The organism is Longimicrobium sp., assembly GCA_036377595.1.
Classification (GTDB): Bacteria; Gemmatimonadota; Gemmatimonadetes; order Longimicrobiales; family Longimicrobiaceae; genus Longimicrobium.
The window spans coordinates 16,728-35,042 of sequence record DASUYB010000002.1 but is presented as its reverse complement, the minus strand read 5'-3'; the positions used below and the strand labels follow the sequence as shown (position 1 = coordinate 35,042).

At 64.8% G+C, this 18,315-nt stretch carries 10 protein-coding genes; 2 read left to right on the top strand and 8 right to left on the bottom strand.

The window, feature by feature from the left end:
- The first annotated feature begins 1,130 nt into the window (after window positions 1-1,130).
- Window positions 1,131-4,232, top strand: coding sequence for a DUF4062 domain-containing protein (locus tag VF092_00160; GenBank protein HEX6745694.1), 3,102 nt, complete (start codon window positions 1,131-1,133; stop codon window positions 4,230-4,232).
- Between the two features lie 74 nt (window positions 4,233-4,306).
- On the opposite strand, the gene VF092_00155 is transcribed toward VF092_00160, so the two are convergent.
- Both VF092_00155 and ssb read right to left on the bottom strand, forming a co-directional pair.
- Entirely contained in the window at window positions 4,307-5,251 is a 945-nt protein-coding gene (locus tag VF092_00155; protein ID HEX6745693.1) for a PD-(D/E)XK nuclease family protein, read from the bottom strand.
- Between the two features lie 7 nt (window positions 5,252-5,258).
- Entirely contained in the window at window positions 5,259-5,681 is a 423-nt protein-coding gene (ssb, locus tag VF092_00150; protein ID HEX6745692.1) for a single-stranded DNA-binding protein, read from the bottom strand.
- Between the two features lie 443 nt (window positions 5,682-6,124).
- On the opposite strand from ssb, the gene VF092_00145 reads away from it, so the two are divergent.
- Window positions 6,125-10,360: a TIR domain-containing protein gene (locus VF092_00145; GenBank protein HEX6745691.1), complete on the top strand. Its 4,236-nt coding sequence runs from the start codon at window positions 6,125-6,127 to the stop codon at window positions 10,358-10,360.
- 220 nt (window positions 10,361-10,580) lie between these two features.
- Here VF092_00145 and VF092_00140 read toward each other — a convergent pair whose 3' ends face one another.
- The 6 genes from VF092_00140 to VF092_00115 form a co-directional block, all read right to left on the bottom strand.
- Window positions 10,581-10,994, bottom strand: a complete 414-nt coding sequence (locus VF092_00140; GenBank protein HEX6745690.1) for a hypothetical protein — start codon at window positions 10,992-10,994, stop codon at window positions 10,581-10,583.
- Window positions 10,969-12,960, bottom strand: coding sequence for a hypothetical protein (locus VF092_00135; GenBank protein HEX6745689.1), 1,992 nt, complete (start codon window positions 12,958-12,960; stop codon window positions 10,969-10,971). The genes VF092_00140 and VF092_00135 overlap by 26 nt, the downstream gene beginning before the upstream one ends.
- A gap of 711 nt (window positions 12,961-13,671) precedes the next feature.
- Window positions 13,672-15,492, bottom strand: a complete 1,821-nt coding sequence (locus VF092_00130) for an ABC transporter ATP-binding protein (protein HEX6745688.1) — start codon at window positions 15,490-15,492, stop codon at window positions 13,672-13,674.
- 260 nt (window positions 15,493-15,752) lie between these two features.
- On the bottom strand, window positions 15,753-16,487 hold the full coding sequence (locus VF092_00125; protein ID HEX6745687.1) for a Type 1 glutamine amidotransferase-like domain-containing protein: 735 nt from the start codon (window positions 16,485-16,487) through the stop codon (window positions 15,753-15,755).
- An 89-nt stretch (window positions 16,488-16,576) separates the two neighbouring features.
- Window positions 16,577-16,708, bottom strand: coding sequence for a hypothetical protein (locus tag VF092_00120; GenBank protein HEX6745686.1), 132 nt, complete (start codon window positions 16,706-16,708; stop codon window positions 16,577-16,579).
- A gap of 179 nt (window positions 16,709-16,887) precedes the next feature.
- Window positions 16,888-18,276, bottom strand: coding sequence for a hypothetical protein (locus VF092_00115; GenBank protein HEX6745685.1), 1,389 nt, complete (start codon window positions 18,274-18,276; stop codon window positions 16,888-16,890).
- Between the last annotated feature and the right edge of the window lie 39 nt (window positions 18,277-18,315).

Sequence of the window (18,315 nt, the reverse complement as noted above, 5' to 3'; positions counted from 1 at the left end):
CGTCCCAGAAGCAGGGCTCCTTCCCTCCACCGGCATTACCCGGCTTCCCCGGTACTATGAGCCCCTCCGACGCCCGCACCGGCCGCGGCTCTTCCATCGTCCCGGCGGGGTGGTACAGATTGTGGGATAGGTTTGGTCAGGCGGCGATCTGCTCGCCGTCCTTTCCCTCCAGCAGGTAGCGCCGCATGGAGCGCCGTACCTCCGCGGCTTGACGCGCACCCGCTCGTTCTCCTTGTCCTGATAGACCTGCTCGCGCGTGGCGCTGTCGGCGTGGCCGGAAATGCTGTTGAGGACTCGCGCGTCCTGCGCGAACTCAGGCGCGAGGTCGGTTGCCTGCCTGCGCAGGCCGTAGAAGGAGCGCCCGCGCCGGTGCTCCACGCCCGCAATCCTCTCCAGATCCTCGAACAGGTCACGCATCACCTGATAGGAGGCGTGCGCCGCCGCCGCGCGTTCATGGAGGCGGGTCAACACAGGGACGTCAACGATCTGTCCCTGCTGATACCCCGCCACTGGCGACAGGGGCGTCGGGCTCGCTCGCTTCGGTCTGCGGCGGGGCCGCCGCGCGCGGATCACGTGGTTGCGGGCGCAGCCCGCTCCAGTTCGGGCCTATGTGCGGAGGTTGGAAGAAGGTGGGGGCATGGGAAACGGTCGTGGGGGGAGGTCGGCGCAGTTGATCGCGGCACCTTCCCACGGCTCGCTCGCCGCACGCCGGCGAGCGAGCTGGTGGAGAGGCGCACCCCGGTGGTCACCGAAGACGGCCGGGCACCCCGTCGTGTACCCCTGGCGATTTCCCGCCGACGTCGAGGGCGACAGCGGGATAGGGGAGCGCGGCCCCAGAGAGGTTTCCAACTCGTCGGCTCCTACCGGAAAGTCCCCGCTTGCGGTTTCGATTATCGGCAAGGATGGGTCCGATTTCGACATCCGCTTCTCTTGAATTATTGTGCGCTTCTTCTACGTTATGCGTCGACCGTCATCAAGGGTGGCACCGTGTACAAGAAGGCGTTTCCTCCGATTGTGGACAGGAGCTGATGGCGCGGCTGAAAGCGTAATATTGGGAGGAGAAATCCTACAGAATAGGTTCTGGCTCCGGAGCAGGACCTCCTACAAATTCATTGTACCGAGGGGTGACGATGGAGAAGCCCAACAATGTGCCCGATCACCCTGATGTTATTGTCAGCGGCACTTTTCAGGACCTGATCGAGCACCGCAAAGCCGTTGTCGATGCACTGCTTCGTCTCGGCTTCTACCCGATCGGGATGGAGTTCGACTCCGCAATCGCACAAAAGGATGTCATTGCATCATCTTACGAGAAGGTTGACCGGGCATACGCCTATGTGGGGATTGTAAGCCACCGCTACGGTGGTGTCCCTCGCGATTCACGGCGAAATCCGAATCAGCTTTCCATTACCGAGTTGGAATACCGGCGTGCACTCGGCCGTGGCATCCCCGTCTATATGTTCTTGATGAGCGACGACCATCCAACGCAGTTGGGCAACGTCGAGACGGTAGAAGCCTACCGGGCCAAGCTGCATGCGCTTCGGGAAGACGCGCAGGCGCGTTCGATTACAGCCCAGTTCTCGTCTGTGGAGAGCCTCAAGAGTCTCGTGCTGCAGTCAATGGCCGAGTTCCGGAGCAGCCTTGTGGCCGTGGAGACGCAGGAAGAGAAGGCACGAACCACCCGGCAGGTCGCGGAAAAGCGAGGGCTTCCCTCGCCTCCCAAGCCTTTGGCGATTCCTAACTTCGTCTCGGGTCACGAGTTCGTCGGCCGACACGCGGAGTTGAGCCTGCTTGACGACTGGGCAGCGAGCGAACAGCCGATGATGGTGGTTGAGGCGATCGGTGGTATGGGAAAGAGCTCGTTGGCCTGGCGATGGACCCAGGAGCAGGCGCGCGTGGTCCGCCCCGACTTGGCCGGCGTATTGTGGTACAGCTTTTACGAAGGCGGCGCAGACATGGCGGAGTTCGCTGCGTACGCACTGGCGTACACCAAGGGACTCCAGTTCCATAAAATCCGCGGGAAGAAAACCACTGAGCTCGCCGTCCTGCTCTTGAACGCGTTGAAGGAGGAGCCATTCCTGCTAGTGCTCGACGGATTCGAGCGAGTGCTAGTCGCGTACCACCGGCTCGATGCTTCCCAGTTACGAGACGACCAGGTGCGTTCGGACGTCGACCATCGCGCCTGCACTAAGCCTTCAGACGCGGACCTCTTGCGCCAGCTCGTTGCGGCCTCGCCGTCCAAGGTGCTCGTTACCTCCCGCCTGATGCCATCGACGCTCACCAATAAGGCGGGTCAACCGCTTCCCGGCGTGATGCACCACCGACTCGTCGGCATGCACCCGGACGACGCGCTCACGATGATGCGCGATCTCGGTATACGGAGCGGTGACCAAGCGATCCGCCGCTACCTAACGAGGCACTTCGACAACCACCCGCTCCTCATCGGCATCACGGCAGGTCTGGTTAACGACTACGTCCACGACCCCGGCAATTTCGACCGCTGGGTCGGGGATCCGCAGGGTGGTGCCTCTCTCCACCTGTCCAGACTCGATCTCGTGCAGCGCCGGACGCACATCCTTGCGGCGGCGCTGACCGGCCTTGAGCCCGGCGTGCGACAGCTCCTCAATCGAATTGCCGCTTTTTCCCACGCGGTCCCATTCGAAACGGTCGTAGCTCTGAATCCCTTTCTCCCTCCCCTTCCAGAAGCCGCTGGCGAGCCTGCGGCTGATGAAGATGATGCTGAAGTCGCCCACGACCGCGCCGCACCGGCGTTCTGGGGGCCTGAAGAACTCCGGGAGTATCTGCCGAAACTCGTCTCGGCGCTGCACGACTTGGAGAGGCGTGGCTTGCTGCAGTGGGACCGGAAAAAGAACAGCTACGATCTCCATCCGGTCGTCCGCGGCTATGCATTCGATATCTTGGAGGACACTGATCGAGCCGCCATCTGCAACCGCATTATCGATCATTTCCAAAGCAGGCCTCCTGACCAATTCAGCGAAGCCAGAACTGTCGCCGATCTCCAGCAGAGTGTCGATGTGTTCCGGGCGCTCATTCAGGCGCAACGACATTCGGCCGCCGTGAAATTCTATATTGGGGATTTCGCGCAGGCTCTCCTGTGTGTCGAGGCGCCCCTCGACGTACTGTTGATACTCCAGCCTCTATTTCCACGCGGGTTCACGCATTCCCCGGCTGAATCACACTTTCAATCGTTCCTATTGACCGACGTGGCGAATTCGTTGTTCCAGATCGGCCAATTCTCAGACGCGCACGAGAGCTATCTTGCCGCACTCAGGATCGACCTTAAACGAGCGGACATATATAGCGTGTGGGTGGATCTCTTGGGGCTCGCAGCGAGCTTTTGCGCTGAGAATCATATCGCCTCGATGTTCTCTGCAATAAAACTTGCCCTTTCTATCGCGAAGAGGTTCCAATCTGGTTTAAAGGACGAACGGAGAGACGCCTGTACCTCCTGCACGTACCTGAAGCTGATCGAGTACTACGACCTGACAGGCATGGTTGCTGAGGCCGAGGTTGCCCATAATGAGTACTTGAGGCTCCCGACACCACGGCTGCGAGCGATCTACCGGCCTGGTGAGGCTGAGCGAGTGCTGTGCTGGTTGAGATTTCGTCAAAATATGCTGACAGACATCGAGTTAACGGAAGCAGAGGCCGTTGCGCGACAAGGCAACAACAAGGCATCAATGAGAGATCTGCTTAGCATTCGCGGTGAGCTAACGCTCCGACGCGGGGATGCACTTCTGGCGGCCACCGCTTTCGAGCAAGCCATCGAGCTCACCCAGGCAGGCGGGATACCGGTCGCCGGGCTCGAAGCGCGGCTCGCCTTCGCGAAGGCAAGGACCGGCGACATCGAAGGTGCGATCGAAATCTGCGATCGGCTCCAGGACAGTGCGCAGCCGCCGTATGTCTCCCTCGCAGAGACCTATCTCATCCTCCGCGATCCGGCGGGGGCGCGAGACCACGCCCTGAAAGGTTACCGCTGGGCCTGGTCGGATGGACCACCACATGCGCGCTGGTGGGAGCTTGCGCGCTGCCGTGCTGTCCTGCAGGCGTTAGGTGAGGCGGAGCCCGAGCTTCCCCCCTCCGATCCGGCGGCCTTGGGGACGATGCCTTTCGAGAAGGATGTCTGGACGTTGATCGGACAGAGGGCGAACGAAGAGGATTGGGACGTAGATCCACCGATGCCGGGTGAATTCGATAGAAGGCCCGTCGTTTGAGTATGAGGAAGAAACCTAGTGTTCTCGTCTCGCATTCCAGCGTTTGTCGCAGTCGAAGAGCGAGAGCTGGGGGGTCACACCTGGGCCAACTCCGATTCGCAGAGGGTGAAGAACGGGCAGTACTGGCAGGACCGTCGCCGCTCCGGCTCGGCGACGGGGAACGCCTCCATCGCGCGAGGCTGGTTGGTATCGACGTCCGCCAGCAGCGCGTGCATGGCGCCCACGCTCTGCCGGACGCGCTCCGCGGCCTGCATCAGGTCGAGCTTCGTGATCTCCTGCCCCGTGTCTGCTCCCGTGGCCAAGTTGATTACGCGGCCGAACCACTCGCCATCCCGGTACGGAATCCCGAGGACGGTTCGGCAGTAGAGCGCGTAGAGCGGGATCTGCAACTCGGCGTCGCTAGCGTCCCCCGTCTTCCAGTCGAGGATCACAACGCGCTTGCCGTCGGGGTGATAGACCAGGTCGGGACCGGCATAGACGGGCCACCCCTCGTGAACGAACGCCTCCGGGCCTTCGGGAGCGATCACCCACTCGGGGCGGCACTGCTCCAGCTCCTCCCACAGCTCCGCGCGCTCCAGGTTGCGCAGGCAGAGCCGGGCCTTCGTCAGCGCCGGCGCCAAGCCAGCGGCTTCGTTGCGGCCGGAGTGCCACGCGTCCTGCAGCATCACCACGCGCTTCGGATCGCGGAGGAATGCCCCGCGGTGGTGAGAGCCGAGCACCGCGCGGTTGATTGCGTCGGAAACGCGCGCGAGCATCACGTCGAAGGTCGGCCGCGTGCTCCCCTGCTGGACAGCCAGGGCGTAGTCGCGGGCGCATGCGTGCACCTCGGTGCCCACGATCATCGGGAACGTGGTGAGCTGCTTGAGGGCGTACGCGAGCCGGGTGCTCTCGGGAGCATCGGACTGCCACCCGTTGTGGCTGCCGTAGTAGCGCCAGTAGTAGGCGCGAGCGCACTCCATCAGGGCGCGATCCCGCGAGTGGGACCAGCTGAAGTCGGGATACATCGAGATGTTGATCATCGGTACCTCACAGCGCCGACATCTGGACGGCACCCGACTCGCTGCGTGCGGACGGCTTGCCGGCCGCGCGCTTGCCCTCGCCGCCGCTGAGCTCCCCTGCGGCGAGCACCTCGGACGCGCGGATCTCGGTCGACCAGCGCACGACGCCGTCGCGGTCCTCGTAGGAGCGGTAGTCGATCTCGCCCTCCACGAAGACGCGGTCGCCCTTCCGGACGTACGTCTCCACGAAGTTGAAGGTGCTGGGCAGGCTGTCCCACACGGTGATGCGGTGCCACTGGGTCTTCTCCCGCAGCTTCCCGTCGCGATCGTTCCAGCGGCGTGTGGTCGCCAGCGCGACATGCGCGACCCGGCCGCCGCCGGGGAGCGTCCGGATCTCGGGATCGGCGCCCAGGTAGCCGATCAGGGTGGCGCGGTTGAAGCAGCGTGACATGGGCGTAACTCTCCGTCTGAGGGTGGTGGATGGCCGGACGAATCAGCCAACCGGTTCTTCCCTCGTTTTCTCCGGGGGGTTAGCCAGAGCGCCGCGGCCCCGGCAGGACTGACCGGGGCGCGCGGTGGTTGGTAGTTGGGGTTGTCGTTGGGGTTGCGGGAGGACGCAGGGGGCGATGATCCTGCCGCTGGACTCCCGGACCGTCGCGACCGTGGTTGCCTAGTGCACGTCCAGCCCCACATACTTGGTCGAGCATCTCATGAGGGCCCTCCCCTGCTGGGGGTTCACGTTTGGTTCGCGACCGCACGATCGCAGCAGGGGCGTGCTCTCAACATGCGTTAGACAGCCTCCACCACTGATGAGCCCCAGTCCATGACCATCGCCCACACAGCTTCGTTGGTGCTCACCTCCTTGATCTGGGCCGTTGCGCCGTGATCACGGCGATGGGCGACACCTCGCACGTGTTCCTAAGTCACGAGGGTCTTGAAGCCGAGTCCGCGCGAACGCTCGCTCGCACCCTTCGCGCTTCCGGGATAAAAGTCTGGCTTGACGTTGACGATTTGAAGCCTGGGAAGCTCTGGGCGTCGGAGCTCGAAGCTGCACTCGTTAGATCATCAAGTTTCGTCATCTACATTGGTACCAACGGCATTTCCGGTTGGGTCGACCGAGAACTGCGTCTGGCGATCGATCGGAACGCGAAGGATCCGAGCTTCAGGATCTACCCGGTCCTTGGTCATGGCGCGAAGCCGGATTTGCTACCGGCATTCTTGCAACAGCATCAGTGGGTCGATCTCAGGGCACCGGCCCAGGCTGACAACGCGATTCGGACTCTGGTGGCGGAACTTCAGGGTCCTGCAATACCAATCGCGCCCGAGGCAGTCTCGCAGCGCTGTCCTTTCTTAGGGTTGCTACCGTTCTCGGCGGAGGACGGCGCGTTGTACTTTGGGCGTGATGCAGAGGTGCACTCGACTCTAAACGCCTTGCAGGACAGCTCAGTAGTTGCCGTCATTGGTGACTCTGGATCTGGAAAGACCTCGTTGATTCACGCAGGTGTGGTTCCGGCACTGCAGCGTGGACGCTTCTACTCCGACGGCAAATGGGTTCACGGCTGGCGGGTGGCTATCTGTAGGCCTGGCGAGAGTCCATTCGCCGAGATGGCCAACGCTCTTCCGGATCTCGAATCAGACCTTTCACCGTCTGAAAAGCTCAAGCTGAGGGATCAATGTGAGCTGTCGCTGAAGGTGGGCCCAGAAGGCCTTGCGAATTGCTTGGCGATGCTGTCGGCCCCTCACGACAGGCACACGCTAATCGTGGTCGATCAATTCGAAGAGCTGTTCACTCTCAGCAAGACACGTGAAAGCCGACTGGCATTTATCACTTCACTTGTCACTGCAGCGAGGAGTCGCGGCCCGTATGGCGTCCGACTGCTCCTGTGCCTTCGGAGTGACTTCTATCCTCATTGCCTCGAATACGAGGAACTGGTTGAGTGGGTATCGCAGCATCAGGTGGTGCTCGCACGCCCTGGACAACAACAATTGCGGGATGTTGTCGAGAAGCCATCCAAGGCATCTAGCCTGACGTTTGAAAGCGGACTCGTTGACAGAATTCTGCGCGACGTGGTCGACGAGCCAGGGGGACTACCGATGCTTGGACATGCACTCCTCCAGTTGTGGGAGCGCCGTGATGGCTCTTCTCTCACGCACCGTGCATATGGAGACATCGGCGGCGTCGGCGGTGCTCTGAAGAACCATGCCGATGCAGTATTCAGAGGTCTGAGCCCAGAGGGTCAACTGTTCGCCCGAAAACTGCTCGTCCGCCTGACACATGTGGGCGTAGCGACGGTGGAAACTCGTCGCCGAATTCCGAAGGATGCCATCCTGCAACTCGGCACAGACAGGCAATTGGCTGAACAGGTGCTGAATACGCTGCTCGCCGAGCGGCTCCTCGTTGTTACTCAAGCCCCAACGCTCGCACCCCAAGCCACGCACAGCCTATCGCTCGGTCGTTGGCAGGTAGAGCACGATGTTATCGAAGTTGCCCACGAAGCCCTGATCCGAAACTGGCCGCTCCTACAAGCTTGGCTAGATGAAGATCGGGAGGCCATCTTGATAGAGCGTCGGGTGCATCAGGCCGCCACTGAGTGGCTCGCCACTGAACGCGACCCGCATCAGTTGTACCGAGGTGCTCGTCTGTCCCAGGCGGAGGCATGGGCGGAACAATATCGTGGCGACGTGAATGCTGATCAGTCGGCGTTTCTCGTGGCGAGTCGCGATCAAGAAGATCAGGACGCTAGGGACGAGAGGACCCGGCGCCTGCGTGACAAGAGGCGCATACAGGCAGTCATTTTGTTGGCTGTCGTTGCAGTCGTCGGTTTCCTGGTCGCCGCGCAGCAGTCGCTTGTGGCTAGAGAACGAATGAGGATCACTCGAGCGCAAGATCTCGCTGATCAAGCTGCAAGGACTCTTGAAGGACGCGGAGACGCGTTGCGCGGTTTGATGTATGCCGTCGAGGCCGGTCGAACTGCACAGACCCCTCCTGTGTGGGATGCGCTGAGACGGGCGCTGCGAGCGCCGTATGTCAAAGTCATTCTCCGCCATGGCGATCAGAGGATGGCAGGCCTCAGCGGAGTGCTGTTTACGCCCGATGGCCGCTTCGCGATCACACTCGGCGATGGGGGTGGCAAGATCTGGGATGTGAAGACGGGACGGCAGGTGCACTCGCTTCTGCCGAGCGAGCGTAACCTGTCAAGAGTAGCGCTGGATCACAAAGGTCAGGTTATGGCTGTGCCGACCGACGATGGTCGACTACGACTCTTGGACATTGCGTCGCTCGCGGTGCTGCGTGAGTGGCCGGTGGCGAACGGATATCTTCGGGATTTTGTGTTCGCCCCGGATGATGCCCGGGTTGCGACCATTGGAGAGGACGGGATTGTGCGTCTGTGGGATTCGGCCACCGGCATGCTGGTTCGGTCGCTTCCGCGGGTTGGCTATGCCACCATCACATTCAGTCCCGATGGCGAGAAGTTGGCGACTCTATCACCCGACGGAATAACTCTCTGGCGGATCAGCGACGGTCACGTTGTTGCTCGACTGCGTGACGTGGTCTGCTGCGTATACAGCATGTCATTCAGCCCCGACAACAGCATGTTTGCTGGGGCAGCTCGTGATGGCGTAGTGCACCTCGTGTCCACAACTCACGGTCGCGATGTTCATACATTTCGTGAGGCCGGTGAAGGGTGGGCCTACAGCACCATGTTCAGTCAAGACGGGCGGCTCTTGGTCACAGGTGGATACCGCGGCGCCAAAGTGTGGAATGTCACGACCGGCGCCCAACTCGCTGTGCTGCCTCTGCAGGGTGCATTTCAAAGCATGAGCGTTCGCCCCGATGGCCAACAGGTTGTCATCGCAACAGATCAAGCAGCGATCGTGTGGAATGCACTCGATGGGCTCGTCTCAGGCACCTTAACGCGTTTCTTCGAAAACAGCCTTGGATGGAATAATGTATCTTACAGCCCCGACGGTGAGCTGATTGCCATCAGCGCCGAGCGGGGCACAGCCCGACTGTGGGCATCGGACTTCGAGTCCGAGTTGCCAGTATTGCGAGGTGGCACATCCGATATCGTCGGCGCCTCATTCAGTCCTGATGGTTCAAAAATCATCGGGATCGATTTCGATGGCGTTCTTCGCCTGTGGAGCGCCGACGGAGCGCTCATTGCCCAGGCCAAACTGAGACCCGGTCCCAATAGAACAAACACGTTCAACGAAGTCTACTTTGCTCCAAACGGTCGATTCATTCTCGTGCGCCAACAATTTAGCGACGGAGTGCGAGCGGCTGTATGGTCGACAGAGCCATTCGCACCTGTACCCGGACTGGACGGAGGCCGATGGGGTGTCGATGGGAACTCTTTCAGCCCGGATGGCACCTCGATCTTGGTTGATGATGGCGGAATCGTTCGGAAGATCGATCTAGAAACGCGTGGCGTGAAGTCAACATTCAAGTGTGCCGGCAAAGAAATTAACACTCCCAGATTCAGTCTCGACGGGACACGAATCGTGGCGATTTGCGGAAATGAGACCGTCAACGTCTTTGATGCACGCTATGGCCGGTTGCTCCGAGAGTTCCGAGTGGCTGACCTTGGAAATCCTATATTCAGTCCGGATGCGCGGAAGGTCGCACTGGTAGGAAATGGTGTTGTGAGTGTGTGGGACGTCGAGGGGACAAGGGGCAAGCTATCGCAGATCGAGGGACTCCATCCCGAAGAGTTTCAAATCGATTGGAGCCCATCGGGCGATCACATTCTCGTCACTCAAGAGGGACGACTGGCGCGTGTATTCGACGCGGAAACAGGACGAGTGCTTGTCACATTTCGCGGTCACGATGCGAACGTTACTACGGCGAGATTCAGTCCGGATGGCCAATTTGTCGTCACTGCCAGTGTCGATGGCACAGCCCGTCTCTGGGATGCCCAGACCGGCCAGACGCTCTCTGTGTTGCGTGGACACACCAGTTACGTTCAACACGCAGAGTTCAGCTTGGATGGCCGGAAGATCCTCACCGCGAGTTCCGATGGGTCCGCGCGTCAGTACTACGCAACGTTCAAAGGGCTCTTTGAGGCTGCGTCGGCCCGATTGCCCATCAACCTCAGCAACGAGGAATGGGCTTGGATCAGGGATCGATAGTTCAACGCCAGATTCTCGGATTCGTTCTCAACTCCACAGCTCTTTGTTGCGCTCTCCTGGTCTCCCTTCACGAGCCTTGATCCAATGTGAGGTGCGAGCGCGGCACCAGATGATTTACCTGCTCAGCACGCTCCAGAAGGTGATTGAGAGGTTGGGGTCCGCAAACGAAACGGTACTTTCAGGGGGGGACGGCAGAACTCGTTCCCTTTGGCTAGAACAATCAGAGCTGCCACCCGCTCTGTCCTCTCACCTCACGTTCGTGTGCTCGATACTGGCGTTCAAGCTCGCGCACCAGCGCTGACGTGAGAGTCCGGAATGCTGCGTCCGATACGCGGGGCCGCACCTGCTGCAACACCGCGTCCATCGACCGTCCGCTGAGGCGCGCAGCCTCGTTCGCCCCGCGAATCGCAGCCCGCGCGTACTCGGCGGAACTGGAGTGCGGCAGCCGACGGAGCTTTGCGTCCAGCTCGTCACGGGCGCGCTGTGCGGCCGAGTTGCGGGCGCGCACCCGCTCCTCGTCCTGCGCGGTCGGGCACGCGGCGAACTGGTTGTGTGCGTGCCGGAAATGGTGGACCAGCACTCGCGCCTGGCTGCGCGCCCAATGGGTGTCACGCCGCCACAGGCGAGAGATCATGCCCTTGGTCGGGGTCCGGTCGCAGCGCACCGAAGCGTTCGGGAGACCGCTCAATGGCATCGGCGGTTGCGTCGGTGCCGTACTGTTTCCGATGCGCCGCAATCGCCTTCTCGGCGGCGGCGGGGTCAGCGTACACTTCGCGCAGCTCGGACCTGTATCCCTCGACGGCCGCGTCGGCCCGCTTTCGCCGCTCCGGTAGCCACGCGAGTTCGTCCGCTGCAGCGTGGAATTCCTCCCCGGCCTTCTGGCGCTGATCCAGGAGGTCCAGCGCTTCGGCGGCCTCGGTGAGAACGCGAAGATACGCGTCGATTTCCGGAGGCAACTCGGGGACTCCGGCATCACGAGCGCGTGCGCCATGAGGCAGAGCAGGTGCGGGCGGAGCGGGAGCTGCCGGTTGGATTGGCGCGTCTTCGCGCTCCGTGCGTGGAACCGTTCTCTTCCTGGCCGGCACCGGCGGCTCCGACCCGCGCGCGGGTGTGCGGATCGGGGGCTCCGCCGGCCGCGACGGCTCGGGCTGAACCGGCAGCTCAACTGTGGGCGCCGGCGCTCGCTCCGGCGGGGGCGCGGCAGCGCGTTCCGGGGAAGCCGCGGCCGGAGTTGATTCTTCGCGTTGCACGCGTGCAACGGGCGGGAGCGGGGGCACGGCGTCCCCGAGTCCTTCCGGGGCCGCGACCACGATCCGGCGTCCCTCCGGCTCGGGCAGGCGCGGCAGTCCGCGCGCATCCCTCCATGCGCCGTCCATCTCGCGGAGGTGGCGCATAGAGATCACGGCCGGGTAGAGCGCGGCGATGGCGTTGGCGCGCTCCACCTCGGCGACGGCACGCTCGCGCGTCTCGGCGAAGAAGATCTGTCCATCCCTGTCCCGCACCCCGAAGACGGTCCCGTCGTCGTACAGCGTGAAGCGCTGCGTGGGGCGCGCAGGCGTCCCCGCTCCTTCCTGGACGGCAGGCGTGGGAAGGGGGAGCGCGAGCTGTTCGACCTGCCTTTCGGCGGGATCCGGCTCCACGGCGGGGGCGGGCGGGGCTGGCTGGACCTCCTCCACCACTCCCCGCGCGCGGGAGGACGGATACTGGCCCAGCCGCTTCTCCAGATGGAAGCGCGAGAAGGCCCGCCCTACCTCGGACGCCTTCACCTCCTGCTCTCCGTCCGTCACCACGAAACCGCCCCCCTTCTCGCGCAGGGACAGTCCGTGGTCCGCAAGGCCGCGCTCCAGCTCCGCCCAGGTGTCGGCCCCCTCCAGTACCGGCCCGGCGCGCTCCTGCACCTCGTGCAGGAAGGTGCGTTCCTTCCGCTGGGGCTGCGGTGTGGGAGCGCGCTCCACGGCGTGGGCAGGGCCCTCGGCCTCGGGCGGTGGCGGACCGTCGAACAGCTCGACGATGCCGTGTCCCGCGTCTCCGAACTGCGGCTTGTGCCGCTCGGGAACGCGACCCTCCACGCGAGGCGGGACCTGCGTTGCAGGAGGAAGCGCGGGACCCGGCGGCTCCTGCCGTGCGGGAGTCTGCACTTCAACCGTAGCCGATTCCCGAGGTGGCGCGACCTGCGGCTGGACGACGGGGGCGCGAGGCGCCGGTGCGATCTGCGCGACGGCCATGCGTGTCCGGTAGTCGGGATACGCGCCCAAGCGCTTCTCCAGATGGTAACGCGAGCATTCGCGCCCGACCTCCGATGCCTTCACCTGTCGGGTCCCGTCCGTCAGCGTAAACCCGCCGCCTTTCACGCGCAGCGCCAGCCCTTGCTCGGCAAGTCCGCGCTCCAACTCGGCCCAGGACTGCGCCTGCTCCAGTACCGGGGCGGCGCGTGCCGTGACCTCACGCAGGAACTCGGCGTCTCCGCGACGCGGGTTCGAGGGTGGGTAGACTCGCTGCAACCCCGTCTCGTGCTCGGCGGGCACGCGCAGCCCGCCGTCCACGTCGCGGACGACGGTCGCCAATGCTTCGGGCGTCAGCCACGGCGGAATCGCGAACATCGTATCCGGCAAAACGCGTCGCCTCTACGGAACGACCCTCAGCAAGCTGCGAGACTGGTACCTGCGCCAGTGGGCCGCCGGTGGCGACGGCCTCACGCCGGACGTTGCCGTCTATCTGATCGAGCAGGTACTAGCTTCGATTCCGCCGGGGATGCGGGTAGCTGCGGCACTAGAACTGGTGCAGGGGTTGGACCGGATCTATGCAACCCACGGCGTACCTCGCCCGGCGTGGCTCAGTGTTGTTCGGAACGAATACCAGGGGGCGCCGATACAAGCGCCGGGGACTGAGAGCGCCGGCAGGGGGTTTCAGGTTCGGCGCCGGGCGGGGGGCTTGTCCCCCAGCCCGGCGCACCGTTCTTTCGGAACCGGCTTCGCCGGCCGGTTGTGGGACAGGTTCTGGGATAGGTTTACAGCGAAAACGCGGCATTTCAGCGCGGTAACTCCGGTTGGCCCTTCCGGAACATCAAGGATTCACAGGGGTTTTCGGCATCCGCGCTTCCTTTGCTGACTCCGTGTGAGACCATTCTCATCAGATCCAATCGAATGCACAGCCATTCGTTCAAGGTATGAGACCTGTTGTTGTCGGATCGTATATCACGCGGAGACGTGGAGCCGCGGAGAAAACTGCGGCCATCGTCTTCCGCGGTTTCTCCGCGTTCTCCGCGTCTCCGCGTGAGGCCCGTTGTTGTTCCGGATTCGGTATCGAGAGGGTCAGGTCGCCGGGACGGCGTGCGGGCGGCGCGGGTCTTCCATGCCGCCGCCCTGGAGCTTGCGGTACGCCTCGCTGTCGCGCATCAGCTCCGCGTGCGTTCCCGCGGCCGCCACGCGCCCCGCCGCCACCATCACCACGTGGTCGGCCAGCGCCGCGGTGCTCACGCGGTGCGTCACGAAGATCACCGTCTTCCCCTCCTGGCGCGCGAGCAGGTCGCGCAGGATCAGGGTCTCGGTCTGCATGTCGACGTTGGCCATGGCCTCGTCCAGCAGCAGCACCGGCGCGTCGCGTACCAGCGCGCGCACCAGCGCAATGCGCTGGCGCTGCCCGCCCGACAGCGTGGCGCCCCACTCGCCCACGTGCGTGTCGTAGCCGTCGGGGAGCTCGTCGATGAGCGACTTCAGCCGGCAGAGCCGCACGGCGTCGTCGACGCGCGCCCGCGAGGGCTCCTCGGCGCCGAGCGTCAGGTTGTCCCAGATGGTGCCCTGCACCAGGCTGAACTCCTGCCACACCACCGACATCTGCCGGCGCAGGTCGGTGAGGGAGAGGGAGGAGATCGGCGCGCCGTCCACGCACACCTCGCCCGCGTCGGGCTCCTCCATGCGCAGGATCAGGCGGAGGAGCGAGCTCTTCCCCGCCCCGCTGGGGCCCACGATGACGGTGACGGCGCCGGACGGGAAGCAGACGCTCACGTCGTGCAGCACCTCGCGCCCGGCCAGGTAGCCGAAGCACACGCCGCGCATGCTGATCTCGCCCCGCACCACGGTGGCGATGGGCGGCGGCGGCGCATACGCCAGGGTGGGGTCCTGCTCGGGGGGCTGGTCGAGGTAATCGAACATGCGCCCCAGGTTCACCGCGGTCCGCTGGAAGTCGGTGAACAGCGTGGTGATCTGCGTGAGCGGGCCGGTCAGGTACGCCACGTAGGCGGTGAACGCGACGTAGTCGCCCAGCGTCATCTCGCCGCCGATGATGAGCATCCAGGCGTACCCGGTGAACACCGCCGTGCCCAGGCCGGCCACGATGGCGTTGCTGGCCGCGAACACCTGCGAGTAGCCGGCCGCCTTCAGCTGCCACTGCAGGGCGCCCTGGATGGCGCGGCTGGCCCGGGCGTACATCAGGTGCTCCGTCGCCATCGCCTTGAGGGTGCGGATGTGGCTGAGCACCTCCAGCTGGATCGCGTCGAGCTCCGCGTACGCCTCCGCGGCCTTCTTCCAGTACCTGCGCAGCACCCCCGCGCTGCCCAGGGTGATGGCCACGGTGATCGGGACGGCGGCCAGCGCGACCAGGGCCAGCTTCCACTGCAGCAGGAACAGGAACGGCGGCACCAGCAGCAGGTAGGCCGCGCTCGAGAACACCGTCTCGAACACCCTGGCCACGGTGTTGAACGCGAGGCGCACGTCGATGAAGCGGTTGTTGATCTCGCCCACGCGGTGCTGGTCGAAGAAGCGCGTGCGCAGGTGCTGCAGGTGGTTGAAGAAGAGGAGGGTGGAGGCGTTGGCCAGGTGCGCGGTGGTGTAGGAGGTGAAGTAGAAGCGGATCCCCGTCATGATCGCCGAGGCCACGCTCACCCCCAGGATGCCCAGCACCAGCAGGTGCATGAGCGACAGGTTGCCCGAGGGATACACCTCGTCGACCAGCAGCTTGGAGAGGTACGGCACCGCCAGCGCCAGCAGCCCCAGCACCACCCCGAGCGCCATCCCCTGGAAGAGCGGCCCCCAGTACCGGCGGACGAGCCGCAGCAGCCGCCTGAACTGCTGGAAGGCTTCCCTCAGGGGTGGGGGCTCGGCGAGATGTGCGGGCGGCAGAGGTGCAGGCGGCATTCGGGTCCTGAGCGGGCGTCGGGGCCCCTACGGGCCCGCGAAGGTTCGAGTCGGAGCGGCGGCGGCGCGCCCGCCGGAAAATGGCGGTGCTTCCGTTTCCGGCCAGCTTGCGGCGATGAAAAGATAATCACGCGCGGCGTGGGACGCACCAGATCGCCGTGGTGTGGCAGAAGTCCACCCTGTTCAGGCGCGCGAGGACGAGGCGGTGGCCTACCACGCGGAGAGGGACGACGGCGCGTCTCCCCGTCGGCGGTGCCCCGTCACTCCGCCGGCGGCGGCGAACGATCGGGCGGGTACAGGATCGACTCGACGATCCGGCCGTCGTCCAGGCGGAGCTCCACGGCGCCGCGCCCCACCGGCTCCACGGCGCCGTCGGGGTGGTGGATGACCCCGCCGCCGGTGGGCACGCCGATGCCGACGCTGCCGGGGAGCGAGCGGGCCACGAGCTGCCGGAGGCGGCGCCATCCGTTGGCCTCGTCGTGCGCGTCCACCGAGAAGGGAACGATCCCCAGCGTGCCCACCAGCTCGCCGTCGGCGGGCTCGCCGCCGAGCCAGCCCATTGCGCCCAGGTGCACCGCCCCGGCCGAGACGCCGACCAGCACCGCGCCCTCCCGGCGCCGCTCGTCGAGGTCGTCGTCCATCCCCGTCTCCCGCAGCACGCGCAGCCCGGCGCCCACGTCGCCGCCGGCCAGGACGATGAGGTCGGCGGAGCGGAGGTACGCGCGGTCCCGGGCGGAGTAGCCGGAGAGGATCATGCGCCGGTCACGCACGCCGATCATCTCCATGGCGCCCTCGAAGATCGAGTAGTACTCGGGCCGGTCGCCGTTGGCGGCGCCCACGTAGGCCGCGCGCGGCCCTGCGCTCCCGATGGCGTCCACGGCCGGGGCCAGCAGCGCGCGCCCCCCGGGCGACGAGAAGAGGAGCTGGCTGTCGGCCAGCAGGTAGACGGGCGCGCCGGAAAACGGGACGGCGAACTCCTCCGGATCGATCGACATCCGTGTGACCTTCTCTCGGGTGAGGTCCCGGAGCCTGTCCGGGCCCGCGATGATGTGCCGGCGAAACCCGGGCCGGGCGCCCACGGCCTTCACCCCGTCTCCAGGGTGAAGCTCACCCCCGGCGCGCGGTGCTTTCCGTCCGCGACCGCCCCGTGCCCGCGGCGCTCCGAGGGCGACACGGCGCGCTCGATCCCCGTCGGTCCCGGCGGATACGCGATCATACCGTTTCTCAGGATTTACCGTGCATTCCCATGTTCCTGAACTGAAGAATCTCACACGGAGGGAACGGAGGAAACGGAGGAACTCTGCTCGCGTTTAGTTCCTCCGTTACCTCCGTTTCCTCCGTGTGAGTCATTCTTTTGAGATATCGGAATGCACACTGAAACCTCGGAATTTGGGATCAGATCTCCAGGATGGCGCCTTCGTAGGCGCCGCGGGCGCCGTTGACGATGCCCTCGCCGACGCCCTGGGGAAGCATGCGCAGGCAGCCGCCGGCGTACCGCGGCCCGGTGCAGAACAGGCCCCAGACGACGGTGTGGGGAACGGGGGCGGCGCCGGGGCGGGGCGGATAGAAGTACGGCCTGGACTCCACCCGCTCCTGCACGATCCAGGTTCCCTCCTCCACCGCCTCGCGCACCCGCGCCTCCCAGGCGTCCGGCGCCAGGTACCGCCCCACGTGCACGGCCGCGCCGCCCGAGCCCAGGCTGCGCTTGAGGACCATGTCGTCGCGGCGATCCAGCAGAAAGCCGGGAAACTGCACCTCGGCCCCGCGCCAGGTGGTGGTGCGGGGGGAGACCAGGCGCGTCCAGGGGATGTGGTCGCGGATCAGCTCGCGGTCCTCATCGGTCCACGCCTCCAGCCCCTCGTTCTCCGAAAGCAGGGCGAGGTTGCGCTTGTCGACCCACATCCGCGCAAGCCCGCCGTAGAAGCGTATCCGGCCCACCAGCTGCGAGCGCAGCACCTGCAGGGGAGGGGACACCTGGGCGAACCCGTAGAAGACGTGCACCCGCCGCTCGCCCATGTACACGTCCAGCCCCCGGAACGTCAGCTCCTCCGCCGGCCAGCTGCACAGCCACAGCTGGCCGGTCACGCCGCGCCCGGTGCGGCGGAGGAGCTCCGCGTACACTTCGGCGGCGTCGCGCCGCGCATCCTCGGTGGGCTCGTTCAGGACCAGCACCGCATTCAGCTCGCCGCCTTCCTCGATCACGCCGCTGTCCAGGGCGTCGTCGATCACGTGCTCGCAGAAGGTGACCAGCACGTCGTGGCCGCCCGGGCTGATGCCTTCGCGCGCGCAGAAGTCCATGAGCACGGGGTGCCGCAGGTAGCGCTCACGCCAGAACCCGTGATGCCAGCCGCCCAGGTTGGCGGCCATGTTCACCTCGCAGCACATCAGCCCGCCGGGGGTGTCGATGAAGTCGCAGCGGGCCACGGTGCTGTTCGTGTAATTGCGCACCGAGAACATGATCGCCAGCAGGAGGGGATCGTAGTCGTAGAACGTGGCGATGGCTCCCAGGTCTCCGCCGAACACCACCGCGGGAATGGCCCTGACGAGCCTGCACACGCCCACCGTTGCCCGCTCCATCTCGGCCACCCGCCGTGCGTCGACCAGCGTGGGCCAGGTGATGTCGTGGGGGATCATCCAGTCCGGCAGCCCCTTTTCGAACCCCGCCAGCTGCGCCGCCTGGTCGGGGTGATCCAGCAGGTGGTCCAGAAAGCGCTCGGCGGCGGGGGAAAGCTGGCGGTGCGCGGCCCGGGTGTCGGGGGGGATCCGCAGGGCGGAGGCGATCACGGGCGGGGGTCCGGGAGGGGGGTGATGGAGAAGCGCGCG

What these genes read in the sequence shown, in the direction of transcription:
- VF092_00160 (HEX6745694.1), top strand. Translation starts at nt 1,131, where the DNA reads ATGGAGAAGCCCAACAATGTGCCCGATCACCCTGATGTTATTGTCAGC.
- VF092_00155 (HEX6745693.1), bottom strand. Translation starts at nt 5,251, where the DNA reads ATGATCAACATCTCGATGTATCCCGACTTCAGCTGGTCCCACTCGCGG.
- ssb (HEX6745692.1), bottom strand. Translation starts at nt 5,681, where the DNA reads ATGTCACGCTGCTTCAACCGCGCCACCCTGATCGGCTACCTGGGCGCC.
- VF092_00145 (HEX6745691.1), top strand. Translation starts at nt 6,125, where the DNA reads ATGGGCGACACCTCGCACGTGTTCCTAAGTCACGAGGGTCTTGAAGCC.
- VF092_00140 (HEX6745690.1), bottom strand. Translation starts at nt 10,994, where the DNA reads ATGATCTCTCGCCTGTGGCGGCGTGACACCCATTGGGCGCGCAGCCAG.
- VF092_00135 (HEX6745689.1), bottom strand. Translation starts at nt 12,960, where the DNA reads ATGTTCGCGATTCCGCCGTGGCTGACGCCCGAAGCATTGGCGACCGTC.
- VF092_00130 (HEX6745688.1), bottom strand. Translation starts at nt 15,492, where the DNA reads ATGCCGCCTGCACCTCTGCCGCCCGCACATCTCGCCGAGCCCCCACCC.
- VF092_00125 (HEX6745687.1), bottom strand. Translation starts at nt 16,487, where the DNA reads ATGTCGATCGATCCGGAGGAGTTCGCCGTCCCGTTTTCCGGCGCGCCC.
- VF092_00120 (HEX6745686.1), bottom strand. Translation starts at nt 16,708, where the DNA reads ATGATCGCGTATCCGCCGGGACCGACGGGGATCGAGCGCGCCGTGTCG.